The sequence below is a fragment of the Mucilaginibacter sp. genome, assembly GCF_028288225.1.
In the GTDB taxonomy this organism is placed as follows: Bacteria; Bacteroidota; Bacteroidia; order Sphingobacteriales; family Sphingobacteriaceae; genus Mucilaginibacter.
Genome location: NZ_JAQBOC010000084.1, coordinates 13,846 through 27,760, shown reverse-complemented (window position 1 = coordinate 27,760; position 13,915 = coordinate 13,846). Strand labels below are relative to the sequence as shown.

Genomic DNA, 13,915 nt, shown 5'->3' with positions numbered 1-13,915 from the left:
AAAGCGATATTAGCAGTATACAGTTTCATTTATTAATGAAACTTAAAATCATACCCCCTAATGATTAAAGCCGCAACAAAAAGCATGCAGTTAAAAAATAATACTAAGTATTGGTTAGCCTGCATTGTTATGATACTTGCTGCCTTTGTGCAGTGTTACAGAACAATACACGATCTTCACTGGGCTAGTGAGCCCGATTTTGACAGAGATATAGCCTATATCCGCACCACACTAAATGGTCATTATGGGCAGGATGCTAATTATACAGGCCAGTATATGTGGTACAACCCCCTGCTTTTTTTAACCGAAACATTAATTGTAAAACTTACCAGCCTGCCCATTAACATAGTTGTGGCACGCGCAGGTGCATTTTTAAATGTACTTGGCCCAATTGCTTTTTTTATAATGGTTTTAAAATTGTTTGATTTTAAAACCGCGTTGGCAGCATTGTTATCTTTTTTGTTTTTAGCAACCGGTAATTTGCCCTGCTGGGGGGCGGCCACTTATTCGCCCTGGCTAATCTCCGATTCATTTGTACAGTTCTTATTTTACATAAATGTTATTTTTTGCTACCAGGCATATTCAACACAACAAATGCGCTGGTTTTTATTACTCGGGGCTTCCATTGGAATTACCTTCCTTGGGCATTCGGCGCCCACCATTTTAATTATTTTAATCCTGGTTTCCTTACAAGCACAAAAAATTATTGCTGCTATAAGGCAAAAAGAATACAAGACTATTAAAACATACTTATTACAGGGTATTGTTACGGTGATTCCCTTTTTAATATGCGCGTCTCCTTTCCTATATTTTGTATGGGGCAAGTATAATTTTCATTTTGTTAACCGTGCCATTCTTGAATGTGCACCAGGGATATTTGAAAGAAAAGATTCCGGAGCTTTGTTAAAAGCCAATATTACCTTTAGCTTATTAATTGCCGTAATTGGTGTGATATGGTTCTATAAAAAACAGACAAATACACTTATCCGACAGATAATTTTTAGCTGGCTGATGATTACCGTATTTATGTACCTCTATGAATCAGTAGTACCTACACTTGATCGCCTTAACATTATTCATCTGCCTGATACTATTCCGGCCTTTCATTATTTTTTTTACCTTAAGGCGCTGCAATCTATTTTCTTTGCATTTGGATTTATCTTTTTATTTCAGCTAATTATCAACTGGATTGTGGCTAATAATAAAAAGAAATTTAATCCTGTTTTATCAAACAATCTGTTTATATGCGCAGTGCTATTATATACGATAGTTTATTTCCCAATTTACAGCAAGCGTGTCGATTTTTCAGAAGCAAGACAGGAATCCATCGCCAAAGGACATGAAACGGATAAAATAGAGATATATGATTTCATTATAAAAAACGTGCCGCTAAATAATGTGGTTCTTTGCGAGCATGGATTATCCCTTTTTCCGGTGATGCCTACCGGTATAAAAATGGTATCGGTTGAAACCTATTTCTCCAACCCTTATATCAGCTATACCCAACGCGAAAATGACAGGGATACAATGCTTAGCTATCTTAGTTCAACCACACCGGCAAGTGCAATAAAACTGTTCAGTGATTATAAAGTAAGTATGATTTTGCTAACCAACCGGGATTATGCAAAGTATAAGAGCCCTGCCTTTGCTAACGATAAAGTGATCTTTAAAAATGATTCTTTTACGCTGATCTCATTTGAGATCCACAAGGCGGATATCATGGCAAACAATCTTTGATACAGGTTGGTAACCTGTCTGGCGTAAGACGCGAAGCATCGCGCCTCTGCGATGTTTTATTTTCTGAAAGGTTTATAGAATGCCTTGGTTGCCAACGCAAGCATAGCTTTATCGCCGCTTGAATCACCATAGCAATAGATCTCATCATATTCCGACAGATTGAATTCTGCTTTTATCCTTACCGCTTTTTCATCTGCGTTATTATTAATGCCATCAATATAACCGGTAACCTTTTCATCAACAACTTGCAGTTTGGTTGCTATTAAACCCAGGCCGGTTGCATCGCTCCACTTTTTTATCCAGTTTAATGGTGAGGCTGATACCACAACAACTTCAAAACCAGCTTCCTTAATTCGCTTTATCTCCGCTAATGCACCAGGGCGTATAATTGAAGGTAATATATCATCCACAAATTGATCGCAACCATGCTGGAAAAACTTAAGATCCATTCCTTTAAAAAAATAAGTAAGGATCCGCTCCTTTGCAGCCTGGTTTGATATCAGTTTTAATTTAAGTGCAACAAGAAAAGGTGCATTCAGCAAAAAGCCGCTGTAAAAAGCAGCTTTCCCTTTTTGGTGTTTGATCATCCCCAGCAAGGTATCTTTGCTGGTAATTGTGCCATCGAAATCAAAAAAGGCTATTTTTTTCACAGCTTCATTTTTTTAAATTGAAACTCAGGAATGTTTTTGATGATGAGCATTATATATCGCCAAAACCATTTTACATAAATAGTATTTTTTTTCTTTTTAAAGGCATTATAAACAATATCAGCAACTTCATCGGGTGTTGATGTAAGCGGTTTAGGTAGTGGCATATTTTCAGTCATCCTGGTATAAACAAAACCAGGTTTTACTGTCATTACATGTACATTATCTTTAAAACATTTATTTCGTAATCCATCGAGGTAGGCCGATAATGCAGCTTTTGAACTTCCGTAGATTAGCTTGCTCGCCCTGCCCCTGTCGCCAGCCACAGAACTTATACCGATAATAGTTCCATTTTTCCGGCTGGTATAAAATTTTGCTGCAAGATTTAATATAGAAACAACACCGGTGTAATTTACATCAATCATCATCTGGGTAAGGTTCCATTCATTAAATGCATCTTCTTCTTCATACATCGTCCCAAAAACAGACATGGTTATATCAGGTTTTGGGTTTAAGTTCTCAAAAAAATCCGTGTGTGTATGGTAATGAAGCGCATCAAATTCATGTATCGTACATGCAACTTTATAGCGGATCTCAATATCACTCTTTAACGGTTTTAGTTGTTCCGGCTTCCTTGCAGCTAATTGTATATTGTAGTTTTCGCTTGCAAATTTTTTTGCTATCGCGATGCCAATATCAGATGTTGCACCCAGTACAAGTACGGTTTCCATGTATAATTATTTTATATTGGTTAATAATAAACGGTCAGACTGGGCAGACCTGATCTTTCCATCCGGGTTATACTTTTTGATAATATTTTTAAAATTTTCCAGCTCAGGGTAATTAGCCAGCATACCCGGTTTCATCCTGGCATCCTTGGTTATATAAAGTCGTCCGCCATATTTAAGCACTACTTCATCAAGCTCATCCAAAAACTCCAGTACGCCTTTCCTTAATGGAAAATCCAACGCAAGTGTATAACCTTCCCGGCAAAAAGAGATCATACTTTCCTGCTTGCTGCCAAGCACTTTCAGCACGGTAAGAAACGAGCCCATGCCTTTATCGCTTATCCGGTTGAGTATTTCTACCAGGCCCTGCTTAGCTTCAAGCGGCAGCACAAACTGGTATTGAACGAAACCGTTTTTGCCATACATCCTGTTCCAGTTATTTATGGCATCAAGCGGGTAAAAAAAAGGATCGTACAAAACAACTGAATCAATCTCTTTTTTTAATTTTTTTGTATAGTATAAAAAATTAAAGGCTTTTACGGTAAACGTATTCAATACCCATGATGGCAGGTTAAAAGGAAATGTAAGTTTCTTATTTGCAGGGAGCTGAAACGGGTTTTTCTTTTGCTTATCATTAAGCTCATTTAAAACTGCATGCTCGCCAATGGTCAAAATACTGCGTCCAAAGTGCTCCCCTTTTTTAAGACAGTCAATCCAGGCTACGGCATATCTAAAATCCTTGTATTTGTCAAAAAGCGAAAGCAGCTCATGAAGGTCTCCAGCCTTAATTTGCTTTTGTTTCATGTAGGAGGTACTAATTTTTTTCAGCCTGAACTTTACACGGACCACCAAACCTGTTAGGCCCATGCCACCGCAGGTGGCCTCAAACAAATCGGCGTTTTCAACTGCAGAGCATGTAATAACCTCGTTTGATGAAAGTTTCACATCCATATCAATAATATGCCTGGAGAAGCATCCATCTCTCCGGTGGTTTTTCCCGTGTATATTACTGCCTACCGCACCGCCAATGGTAATTAATTTAGTACCCGGGGTAACAGGTAAAAACCAACCCTGTGGCACAATAACTTCCAATACCTGGCTAAGCATAATGCCGGGCTGGCACTCAAACACACCGTTACCTTCATCAAAGGAAAGAATCTTATCGTATTTTAACGTCGAAATAGTTCTTCCGCCAAGCGATGAATCGCCATAGCTGCGGCCATTCCCCCGCGGGATAAAAGGCTGATCTTTTGCAATTAAGGAATCCAGCTGATCTGTAAATACAAAGCTTTCCTCGTTACTTTCTATCACCGGATAGTTGCCCCAACCGGCAAGCCATTTTTTCATCTAAATAGTTTGTTTAATTGGAAGCTTATAAATTGTCATTAATTAAAAATTGGTGTACTGGGTAATAAATACAAAATTATGTAAACGCTAACTATCCATAATAAAATAGTTACCTGTATAAAACGGTCTTTATAGAGTATATCAGTTGGTGAGCCGGCCTTTTGTTTTACAAAAACAACCTGCATATAACGCATTATACCAGCTATTACAAATAGACTTGAATAATACAGGCGGTATGTACCCAGCCTGTTAATTGTTTTTGGTGAAACTGTATAGCTAATATATGCTACTATTATTATAGCGCTAAAAAGTCCCAGCATAGTATTTAAGAATTCGAGGTTATAACCGCTTACTGATTTTCGCATTTCGGTGCCGGAAACTTCCTTTAAAAGAATATCGTCCCTACGCTTTCCAATCGCCATAAACAAGGCTAAAAGAAAGGTCATGATGATAAGCCATTCAGAACTGTCGGTATGCGTAATTATGGCGCCCCCTTTTACCCTGAATACAAACCCGGATGCAAGAATAAGCATATCCAAAATAGCTATGTTCTTTAAACCAAATGAGTAAGCAAGATTAACGAAAAAATATGCTCCTAATACAAACAAAAACTCTAGTGCGGGATTAGCTACATAACCAAAGGTACATCCTGCTATAATAAGGCCCCCGCATATAATTATTGCGTGCGCAGGTTTAACTTTGCCTGAGGCCAGGGGGCGTTTTGATTTAGCCGGGTGTTTACGGTCATCTTCTATATCTCTATAATCATTAATTATATAAATGCTGCTTGCTATGCAACAAAATGCAGCAAAACCGGCTAAAAGCAACTCAACTTTTGAAGAAGTAAAAATATGCTTCGCAAAAAATGAAGGTACAAAAAGGAAGAAGTTTTTGGCCCAATCCTTTGGTCGCAGTAGCCTTATATAATCTTTCATTTGTTATAAATTAAGCCTATTACGAACCTTTGCTGCTAAGAGTTGCAAATATAAAATAAGGCTGACTGATTTATCGAAATCCCCCGGGTATGAAATAACTTTATCAATTAGTAAACCTGCCTGGTAATTAATTGATGATATTGGATAATGATTTATAAATTTGTTTTTATAAACACCCGCTATAATGAAGATTGCTCTTTTTCCGGGATCATTTGATCCGGTTACCAAGGCCCACGTTGATATTGTAAGACGATCGGTAAGCCTGTTCGATAAGGTTTACATTGGAATTGGCGTCAACAGCACTAAAGCAGGGTTGTTAAGCGTCGAAAAAAGGGAGCAAATGCTAGGGGCAGTATTCCAGGCCGATGACCGGATCCACATTGTTGCTTACGAGGGATTAACCGTAAATTTCTGTAAAAGTATAGGTGCAGCCTATATGATCCGCGGGATCCGTACCGTTTCGGATTTTGAATATGAAAAAGCAATAGCCCAGATGAATCACTCCCTCGATCCGGAAATCGAAAGCATTTTTATTGTAAGCAAACCGGGGTATTCATCTATCAGTTCGAGCATTGTGCGCGAAATTATGCGCTATAATGGCGATGTAAGCCAGTTTATCCCTAAGGAAGCTTTGGCGTATTTGTGAGAAAAGAGTCAAGAATCAAGAAGTCAAGAGTCAAGATTTTTCGAATAAGATCTTCTTTCCTCCTATCTTGATTCCTGACTCTTGATTTCTTGCTTCTGTCTTAACTCTTGACCTCTTGATTCTTGACTCTAAATCTTATTCTTAATCCCCTCAACAAGCTTCTCCTTCACCAGCACATCCATAATAGATGGAAAGGTATTTTCAACTATCGGGCTTATATCTTCTTTTTTGAACCAGCGGACATCAGTTATCCCTTCTTCCCTTTGTGGTTTTAAATTATTCTGGCCCTTGCACCTCATATTAAACCAGTATGTTTTTTTTAACACTACTTCGCCTTTAAGTATGTATGAGTGGTAGGTTTTACAGATCATTTCATCGAGCTTGCTCACTTTTATACCACACTCTTCTTCTACCTCGCGCACTGCCGCCTCCTTTGTTCCCTCCTGCTTTTCAATTTTACCTTTAGGCAAGTCCCATTTATCATTGCGGTAAATAAATAAATACTCATTATATTCGTTTTTCACCAGACCGCCGGCCGCTTTAATAAGCCAGATACTTTTAGAAACAGCTTTTAAAAAAGCCTTTGCGTCATCGCAAAGCACATAAAAAAACTTACTCTGATGGTTTAAAACCCATGTATAGAGTATTTTCAGATCAAATGCTTCAGCATCAATCTGCTTGTAATTTTGCACCTTTTTAGGTTCTGATTCTGTTAACAGAATAACCTTTTCGTTAACATAAATTCTGTATTTTTGCGCCATGTTTAATAATAGTGAAATAGAGCAGCAAGTTGCTGAATTCCTGCTGCAAATTAAAGCAATAAAATTACAACCTGCCAATCCTTTTACATGGGCCAGCGGATGGAAATCGCCAATTTATTGCGATAACCGTATTACATTATCCCATCCTACCATACGTACCTATATAAGGCAGCAATTAACCTTATTAATACAAGAAAAATTTGGTTCAGTTGGCTGTATAGCCGGTGTGGCTACAGCAGGCATACCGCAAGGCGCGCTGGTTGCGCAGGACCTGGGACTTCCATTTATATATGTACGCTCAAAACCCAAAGATCACGGAACAGGCAGCCTAATTGAAGGCGACCTGTCATTAACAGGCAAAAGAGTTGTAGTTATTGAGGACTTGATATCAACAGGCAAAAGCAGCCTGCAAGCCGTTGAAGCTCTTCGGGATGCGGGATACGATGTGGCAGGCCTTGCTGCTATATTCAGCTATGGGTTTGATGTAGCTACTGATAATTTTAAACAAGCAAACTGCCCGTTCTTTACTTTATCAAATTATGGGGCCCTGATAAAATATGCCGGTGAAAATCAATACATATCAGACAGTGACGTGGATGTATTAAAAAAATGGCGTGAAGACCCGGCTGCGTGGGGAAAATGGTTGTAAACGTTGTAAAAGTTAGGAATATTTTAATTTTTCAACGTCTGCAACTTTTACAACACTTACAACTTTTACAACTCCTATCTAATGACAACCTTTGAAAGCAAAGTAACTATACAACAGCCAGTAAATAAAATATTTGATTTTTTGGCTGACATGAGTAATCACCAGCAATTGATGCCTGCTGAAGACATATTTGACTGGAAATCAACTTATGATGAAGCTAGTTTTAATATAAAAAACATGGTAGTCCTTAGTCTTAAGATTGAAAGCAGAATTGAGAACAGGGAAATAAAAATTATACCGGCAGAAAAACCGCCCTTTAACGTGGAACTTAAATGGGCGTTATCATCAAACAATGATCAAACAGAAGTTGTATTTACTATAGTGGCTGATCTAAACATGATGATGAAAATGGTTGTGTCCGGCCAGCTAAAAAAACTTGCCGAACACGAAACCAATAGTTTAATTTTTCTGTTCAGTTAAATACGCTGCGATACTTATTTACTTACAATTACAAGAATTAATATTCCTTCTTGGCTCGTAAATGAAGTATTACTGTAAGCACATTTATTACCAACAACAATGTTACTACAATTACCATATCAGTTAATTAATTAGGGATTAAAAACTAGTACAATATAATTACGTAATATTTAATTTCAAAGATTACGAGAAAATAATTTAATTAATTTATTAACATAATTTTCTCGTATACCCACTTAACAAAATATTCCATAAAACAGTTATTTAACGAACGATACAACAAGTTTGTTACAGTTTGAAAAACTTTTTAAATAACTATAAAGTAAAGCAATGTTAATAAGTATAGGTATTTACCTTACTTTTGCAGCAAATTAAAGGAGCAGGAATGATCACGGTATCTAATTTATCATTACGCTATGGCAAGCGTACATTATTTGAAGATGTAAATCTTAAGTTTACGCAAGGCAACTGTTATGGCATTATTGGCGCCAACGGTGCAGGTAAATCTACTTTTTTAAAGATCCTATCTGGCGAGATCGACCCTTCCAGCGGCTCAGTAAGTTTTACACCCGGCGAACGGATGGCGGTTTTAAGCCAAAATCATTATGCCTTTGATGAATTTACGGTTATTGAAACCGTTATGATGGGGCATAAAGAAATGTATGCCATAATGAAGGAAAAAGATGCTATTTATTTGAAAGAAGATTTTAGCGATGCCGATGGCGAGCGGGCCGGCGAGCTTGAAAATCTGTTTGCCGAAATGGATGGGTGGAACGCCGAAAGCAATGCAGCTACCCTGTTAAGCAATCTTGGCATTAAAGAAGAATTTCATTACCAATTGGTCAAAGATTTGGATAATACCCAAAAGGTGCGTGTGTTATTAGCACAGGCTCTTTTCGGCAAACCCGATATATTATTACTTGATGAGCCCACCAACGACCTGGATATCCATACAGTAACCTGGCTGGAAGACTTTTTGGCAAGCTACGAAGCCATTGTATTGGTGGTATCGCACGACAGGCACTTTTTGGATACCGTTTGTACCCACGTGGTAGATATTGACTTTGCTAAAATGACCATTTATACCGGTAACTATACGTTCTGGTATGAGTCGAGCCAGCTGGCGTTAAAACAACGTTCAGATCAGAATAAAAAGACGGAAGACCGTGTAAAGGAACTGCAGGAATTTATCCGCCGATTTAGTGCCAATGCTTCAAAATCAAAACAGGCAACCAGTAGAAAAAAGGCTTTGGATAAGATTAATCTCGATGAGATCCAGCCATCAAACCGCAAATACCCTGGCATTATATTCAATAATCAGGGTCGCGAAGCGGGTGACCAGATCCTGCAGATAGAAAACCTTGGCAAATCATTAAATGGCGAGGTGTTATTTAATGATATCCGCCTGATGGTTAATAAGGGCGATAAAATTGCTATTCTTTCTCAAAACAGCTTAGCCACTACAGCCTTTTACAACATTTTAACGGGCCGTGATAAAGACTATAAAGGCGAGTTTAAATGGGGCGTAACTATAAACCCTGCAGATATTCCTATTGATAATTCCGAATATTTTAAAGGCAAAGACGATAACCTGATCGACTGGTTGCGGGAGTACTCTCCCGGTGAAAAGGATGACCAGTTTATCCGGGGCTTTTTAGGCCGTATGCTATTCTCTGGCGAAGAAGTGTTAAAGAAAAGCAATGTACTTTCAGGAGGCGAGAAAATGCGCTGCATGTTCAGCCGCATGATGCTGCAATCGGCCAACCTGCTGATGTTTGATGAACCAACCAATCACCTTGACCTGGAATCAATAACCGCATTAAACAATGGCATGAAGGATTTCAGGGGTACTATCCTGTTCACCTCCCGGGATCATGAACTGGTAGAAACAGTTGCTACCCGTATTATCGAACTAACCCCCGGCGGCACTATTGATAAGCTGATGACCTATGATGAATATATCAACAGTGATGCGGTACAGAAGCAAAGGGATGAGTTGTACGCTTTGGTTTAGTTGATTAGTGATTAGAGACCAGAGGTTAGGAAAAAATCATTAACTATCTCCGGTCTCTAATCTCTATTTTTTCAAAAAAAATCCGTTTATTTGCAGCCCGGAAAAAAATAAATGACTTGGTAGCTCAGCCGGTAGAGCAACTGACTCTTAATCAGTGGGTCGAGAGTTCGATCCTCTCCCAGGTCACAGAAGCACAGTAGTACTCAATATTACTGTGCTTTTTTTATTTAATTGGCAAGCTTTTGTTGTAAATTTAGCGTAAGGTGTTGAAATGGGGATAAAATCCATTTCTAAAGATAGGAGCAATATTCCTATGAATCTTCATGAAAACAAACAAAGCAGTATTTTTAGATTTAAACGGCACCCTCGTTCTGCCACTCAAACAGGAATCGTTTGCTGAGTTAAAGCTCATTTCAGGTGCCGGCAGGGCTGTCGCCCGACTATTGGAAGCTAATTTCATCTGCCCGGTCGTTACTATCCAATCAGGAATAGGTAAAGGACGTTTTACAGACAAAGAATTTCGGGATTGGTTTTTCGACTTTTTCGGGCAACTAAAATTGGATGTTAAAGGCCCTTATATTTGTCCTCACCGGTTTGTTGAGCCTTGCGAGTGTAAAAAAACAAACCCGTTTTTATATGAACACGCCGCAACGGATCATGCCGTTGATCTATCCCGGTCTTACGTAATTGGCGATACTGCGTGGGATGTAATTGCAGGAAAAAACATAGGAGGACGGGGTTGCCTGGTAAGAACAGGATGGGGCGAAAATGAAACTGAATATCAACGGGTAGAACCCTTCATGGCTTATTCCGGGAAAAACCTAAGTGATGTCGTCGGCTGGATTCTCAAAAACGAAAAATAAAAGATTAGTATACATCAATTCAGCACATCCCATAATTCTTAAAAAAAATATTTCTCGCTATTCGGTTAAATTTTTGCGTTTATTATTTGATTCTAACGCCACAATTTTCTTTACATCTTCAATAAAAGAGTTCGACATCTGTACTTTTGGAGTCACTTAAAATTAAAACCGCCTTTAATGACAATAGAGCGGTTTTTATTTTTTGATTCATTTTTAAACCTGCATTCCCTTCATGAAGGTGCTTTTTGAGTTCGATCCTCGTGAGGTCACTTGTTAAATCTTCAAGTACTCCCGAAGATTTTATTTTAAAAACAACAAAAGGCCATATTACTTAACATTCTAAATTTAACGTACTCTATTGGATATGAATGCACTAATTTTCTCCAGAATTCATTTGTTTGTTTGTAACAGATAGATGAATGGATTAAAATTATTTGGCAAACTAAGCATCATATTGCTGATTTTCTTTTCCCTGCAGGGAGAAGTGATCATGCGATACGCTGATTTGTTTACAAAAAAAATTGAAAGGCACATTCCTGTCCGGAAAAATCTTGCAGAACGACAAAAGCTCATTAAGCTGCAATGTTTTACTAAAAATTTTCAGCCTGCAGTCGTCCCTCAATCCTTAATTTGTCACCTCGATCAATTGATCGGTTTTGAGTTTAAAATCCAGCATTTTCCCCATAATGAAGCCATAAGGGCCTTCAGTGAACCCGGTTGGTCCTTGCTCCGTGGCCCGCCATCCGCTAATAGTTGATTACCTAATCATCTCTAAAGGGACAAATTCCTCCATCTGATTACTTTATTTATACGCGTTACTGATCGGTTTGGATTAGTAACCCTTCTTTTTTATTAAATCATCTCAAATGAACCAGTTCAGCAATTTATGCCTTGTCAGGAACCTGCGTTATGTTTTGTTGTTTATGTTTGCTTTGGCCGGTCTCCGTGCAGATGCTCAAAGTACACTTCAGGAATATATTACGCTGGCAAAGACCAACAGTCCGTTAATCAATGACAACCGAAACCAGATTGTTGCTAACCAGGCAGAAGCAGAAAGGATTAAAGCGCTTTATCAAAAAATGCAGCTAAGTTTAAATGCAAATTACCTGTTTGCACCTGTATATGTTACCGACAATGGCCACAATCATATCGAATTAAACTCAAACGGGGCAACAAATTATTATGGCTACGATTTAGGCGTCACTAACGGCGGCAATTATCAGGCTTTAGTAGGCATGAATCAACCTTTATTTAATCACAAACGTGCTGAATTATTGGCTGAACAACCCTTGGTAAATGCCCAAATAAATGCCAATAACATTAAATTAACAAGTCATGATTTGGAAAAAACTATTACTGATCAATACATACTTTGTCTTTTGGATAGAAGGCAAACCAAAAATGCGGATGACAACATCAAATTAATCAGCAAGCAGCAAATCATTGTGAAAAAACTGGTAACCGGCAGTTTACTGAAAAGTTCTGATCTGACCTTGCTGAATATTGAATATGAGAACAATGTAAACGTATTAATAACTTATAAAGCAGCTTATCATAAAGATTTACTGGAATTAAAGCTTTTAAGCGGCATCCGTGATACAACCAACAACGAACTTGATTCTTTGAGCCTTGCGCTTAAGGCCGATGAACCGGGCTATTCCTCCTATTCAGAGAAATTTCGCCTTGACAGCGTAAGCCTGGTTGCAGGTCAAATAGGATTTGAAACCAAATATGCACCGCAACTTAGTTTGTTCAGCAATACAGGCCTAAACGGTCCTTATTTTCCTACGCTTGGCAACAGGTTTGGACTGAGCGCTGGCTTAACGCTCACATGGAATATTCTCGATGGCCATCAAAAAGAAATCACAAGGCGGAAAACCAATTCCCTGTTACAATCCATCTCCTTTTATAAAATAAATTTTCAAACTCAGAATAGTCTGAGAAAAGCGCAAATCCTGGACGAACTTCAATCCTATGACAATCGGTTAAAGCATTCACAGCAACAACTCCATGATTATGAATCACTGCTGGCCAGTTACCGGAAACAAGTTATCCAGGCTCAGCTATCGGTCATCGATTTTATCAATGTATTGAAAAACCGAACAGCTGTTCAGCGTGACTTGCTGCAACTGGAAACTAACCGTCTATTATTAATTAACGCTTACAATTATTGGAACTGGTAATAACACCAATATGAAAATCCATAAAATAGTTCTTGCATGCAGCATAATATTGTCTGCCTGTCATTCTCAGTCAAATACTGATCAAAACCCGGTAAAACCTAAAACTAACGTTCAGGTTACAGAAATCAGGTCAGGTGAAATCAAAAACGACTTGGTTCTGTCCGCAACATCCATATATCTCCGAAGAAATAGCGTGACATCGTCCATTGCCGCTTTTATTACAAAAGTTTACGTGAAGCTGGGGGATCATGTTCAAAAGGGGCAAACAATTTACCTCCTGGAGTCAAAAGAAAGAAAAGCGTTGGGTGGAGACATCAGCAAAGTTGATGCATCTCTGAATGGTTTTGGTATTATCCAGATAAAATCTCCTGCATCCGGCATTATAACTACGTTTGATAAGCAACAAATTGGGGAGTATATACTGGAGGGGACTCAATTGTGCACAATAGCTGAAAATCAATTTCTGGCTTTCCAGGTAAATGTTCCCTACGAATATATCAATATTGTAAAACCAGGAAAAAAATGTGTGATCACTTTACCCGATCTTACTAAGCACAATGCAACCATAACTACTCCTTTGGCTTCAATGAATGTGATAGCACAAACACAAACACTTTTAGCCAAACCTGATCAAAGTATGTTTCTCCCTGAAGATCTTCTTGCTAAAGTTCAAATAAGCCCCGCGAACTTAGGGCAACAGCAAGTTTTACCCAGGTCCTGCATTTTGAGCGATGAATTGCTTAAACAGTTTTGGATAATGAAAATGCAGAATGACAGCGTTGCGGTAAAAGTGCCGGTTACATTAGGCAACAAAAACAGCCGGGAAATAGAAATATTAGCTCCAAAGTTTCGTTCTGGCGACCGGATTTTAACCAGCGGCAACTACGGACTGGCAGATACCGCTTTAGTAACCGTTATTAAATAA

13 protein-coding genes and 1 tRNA gene are annotated in these 13,915 nt (G+C 38.5%); 9 read left to right on the top strand and 5 right to left on the bottom strand.

Features of this window, described 5'->3' with window-relative positions; translation table 11 throughout:
* The first annotated feature begins 60 nt into the window (after positions 1 to 60).
* Positions 61 to 1,737, top strand: a complete 1,677-nt coding sequence (locus JWQ54_RS24905) for a hypothetical protein (protein ID WP_299590468.1) — start codon at positions 61 to 63, stop codon at positions 1,735 to 1,737.
* A gap of 56 nt (positions 1,738 to 1,793) precedes the next feature.
* Here JWQ54_RS24905 and JWQ54_RS24900 read toward each other — a convergent pair whose 3' ends face one another.
* Genes JWQ54_RS24900 through JWQ54_RS24885 form a run of 4 tightly spaced genes read right to left on the bottom strand, consistent with a single transcriptional unit; the run spans position 1,794 to position 5,394 of the window.
* Complete coding sequence (locus JWQ54_RS24900) at positions 1,794 to 2,387, bottom strand: HAD family hydrolase (RefSeq protein ID WP_299590466.1); 594 nt, start codon at positions 2,385 to 2,387, stop codon at positions 1,794 to 1,796.
* Positions 2,384 to 3,115 carry an SDR family oxidoreductase gene (locus JWQ54_RS24895; RefSeq protein WP_299590464.1) on the bottom strand — a complete coding sequence of 244 codons (732 nt, stop codon included), beginning with the start codon at positions 3,113 to 3,115 and terminating at the stop codon, positions 2,384 to 2,386. The genes JWQ54_RS24900 and JWQ54_RS24895 overlap by 4 nt, the downstream gene beginning before the upstream one ends.
* A 6-nt stretch (positions 3,116 to 3,121) precedes the next feature.
* Entirely contained in the window at positions 3,122 to 4,459 is a 1,338-nt protein-coding gene (locus tag JWQ54_RS24890; RefSeq protein ID WP_299590462.1) for an FAD-binding oxidoreductase, read from the bottom strand.
* 38 nt (positions 4,460 to 4,497) lie between these two features.
* The gene (locus JWQ54_RS24885; RefSeq protein WP_299590460.1) at positions 4,498 to 5,394 is read right to left on the bottom strand and encodes a UbiA prenyltransferase family protein; all 897 of its coding nucleotides are present in this window, start codon (positions 5,392 to 5,394) and stop codon (positions 4,498 to 4,500) included.
* 184 nt (positions 5,395 to 5,578) lie between these two features.
* On the opposite strand from JWQ54_RS24885, the gene coaD reads away from it, so the two are divergent.
* The gene (gene coaD, locus JWQ54_RS24880) at positions 5,579 to 6,040 is read left to right on the top strand and encodes a pantetheine-phosphate adenylyltransferase (RefSeq protein WP_299590458.1); all 462 of its coding nucleotides are present in this window, start codon (positions 5,579 to 5,581) and stop codon (positions 6,038 to 6,040) included.
* 128 nt (positions 6,041 to 6,168) lie between these two features.
* Here the strand turns inward: coaD and JWQ54_RS24875 are convergent, their stop codons facing one another.
* Positions 6,169 to 6,801 carry an NUDIX domain-containing protein gene (locus JWQ54_RS24875; RefSeq protein WP_299590456.1) on the bottom strand — a complete coding sequence of 211 codons (633 nt, stop codon included), beginning with the start codon at positions 6,799 to 6,801 and terminating at the stop codon, positions 6,169 to 6,171.
* Here JWQ54_RS24875 and pyrE point away from each other — a divergent pair.
* The 7 genes from pyrE (at position 6,800) to JWQ54_RS24840 (ending at position 13,915) form a co-directional block, all read left to right on the top strand.
* On the top strand, positions 6,800 to 7,450 hold the full coding sequence (gene pyrE / locus JWQ54_RS24870) for an orotate phosphoribosyltransferase (RefSeq protein ID WP_299590454.1): 651 nt from the start codon (positions 6,800 to 6,802) through the stop codon (positions 7,448 to 7,450). The genes JWQ54_RS24875 and pyrE overlap by 2 nt on opposite strands.
* A gap of 81 nt (positions 7,451 to 7,531) precedes the next feature.
* Positions 7,532 to 7,930 (top strand): SRPBCC family protein, encoded by a 399-nt coding sequence (locus JWQ54_RS24865; protein WP_299590452.1) that lies wholly within the window; start codon positions 7,532 to 7,534, stop codon positions 7,928 to 7,930.
* Positions 7,931 to 8,315: 385 nt separating this feature from the next.
* Positions 8,316 to 9,944, top strand: coding sequence for an ABC-F family ATP-binding cassette domain-containing protein (locus JWQ54_RS24860; protein ID WP_299590450.1), 1,629 nt, complete (start codon positions 8,316 to 8,318; stop codon positions 9,942 to 9,944).
* A gap of 113 nt (positions 9,945 to 10,057) precedes the next feature.
* Positions 10,058 to 10,130, top strand: a tRNA-Lys gene (locus JWQ54_RS24855).
* A gap of 137 nt (positions 10,131 to 10,267) precedes the next feature.
* Positions 10,268 to 10,807, top strand: coding sequence for an HAD-IIIA family hydrolase (locus JWQ54_RS24850; RefSeq protein WP_299590448.1), 540 nt, complete (start codon positions 10,268 to 10,270; stop codon positions 10,805 to 10,807).
* A gap of 866 nt (positions 10,808 to 11,673) precedes the next feature.
* Positions 11,674 to 12,990, top strand: coding sequence for a TolC family protein (locus tag JWQ54_RS24845; protein WP_299590447.1), 1,317 nt, complete (start codon positions 11,674 to 11,676; stop codon positions 12,988 to 12,990).
* Between the two features lie 10 nt (positions 12,991 to 13,000).
* Positions 13,001 to 13,915 carry an HlyD family efflux transporter periplasmic adaptor subunit gene (locus JWQ54_RS24840; protein WP_299590445.1) on the top strand — a complete coding sequence of 305 codons (915 nt, stop codon included), beginning with the start codon at positions 13,001 to 13,003 and terminating at the stop codon, positions 13,913 to 13,915.

What these genes read in the sequence shown, in the direction of transcription:
- JWQ54_RS24905 (WP_299590468.1), top strand. Translation starts at nt 61, where the DNA reads ATGATTAAAGCCGCAACAAAAAGCATGCAGTTAAAAAATAATACTAAG.
- JWQ54_RS24895 (WP_299590464.1), bottom strand. Translation starts at nt 3,115, where the DNA reads ATGGAAACCGTACTTGTACTGGGTGCAACATCTGATATTGGCATCGCG.
- JWQ54_RS24890 (WP_299590462.1), bottom strand. Translation starts at nt 4,459, where the DNA reads ATGAAAAAATGGCTTGCCGGTTGGGGCAACTATCCGGTGATAGAAAGT.
- JWQ54_RS24885 (WP_299590460.1), bottom strand. Translation starts at nt 5,394, where the DNA reads ATGAAAGATTATATAAGGCTACTGCGACCAAAGGATTGGGCCAAAAAC.
- coaD (WP_299590458.1), top strand. Translation starts at nt 5,579, where the DNA reads ATGAAGATTGCTCTTTTTCCGGGATCATTTGATCCGGTTACCAAGGCC.
- pyrE (WP_299590454.1), top strand. Translation starts at nt 6,800, where the DNA reads ATGTTTAATAATAGTGAAATAGAGCAGCAAGTTGCTGAATTCCTGCTG.
- JWQ54_RS24875 (WP_299590456.1), bottom strand. Translation starts at nt 6,801, where the DNA reads ATGGCGCAAAAATACAGAATTTATGTTAACGAAAAGGTTATTCTGTTA.
- JWQ54_RS24865 (WP_299590452.1), top strand. Translation starts at nt 7,532, where the DNA reads ATGACAACCTTTGAAAGCAAAGTAACTATACAACAGCCAGTAAATAAA.
- JWQ54_RS24860 (WP_299590450.1), top strand. Translation starts at nt 8,316, where the DNA reads ATGATCACGGTATCTAATTTATCATTACGCTATGGCAAGCGTACATTA.
- JWQ54_RS24850 (WP_299590448.1), top strand. Translation starts at nt 10,268, where the DNA reads ATGAAAACAAACAAAGCAGTATTTTTAGATTTAAACGGCACCCTCGTT.
- JWQ54_RS24845 (WP_299590447.1), top strand. Translation starts at nt 11,674, where the DNA reads ATGAACCAGTTCAGCAATTTATGCCTTGTCAGGAACCTGCGTTATGTT.
- JWQ54_RS24840 (WP_299590445.1), top strand. Translation starts at nt 13,001, where the DNA reads ATGAAAATCCATAAAATAGTTCTTGCATGCAGCATAATATTGTCTGCC.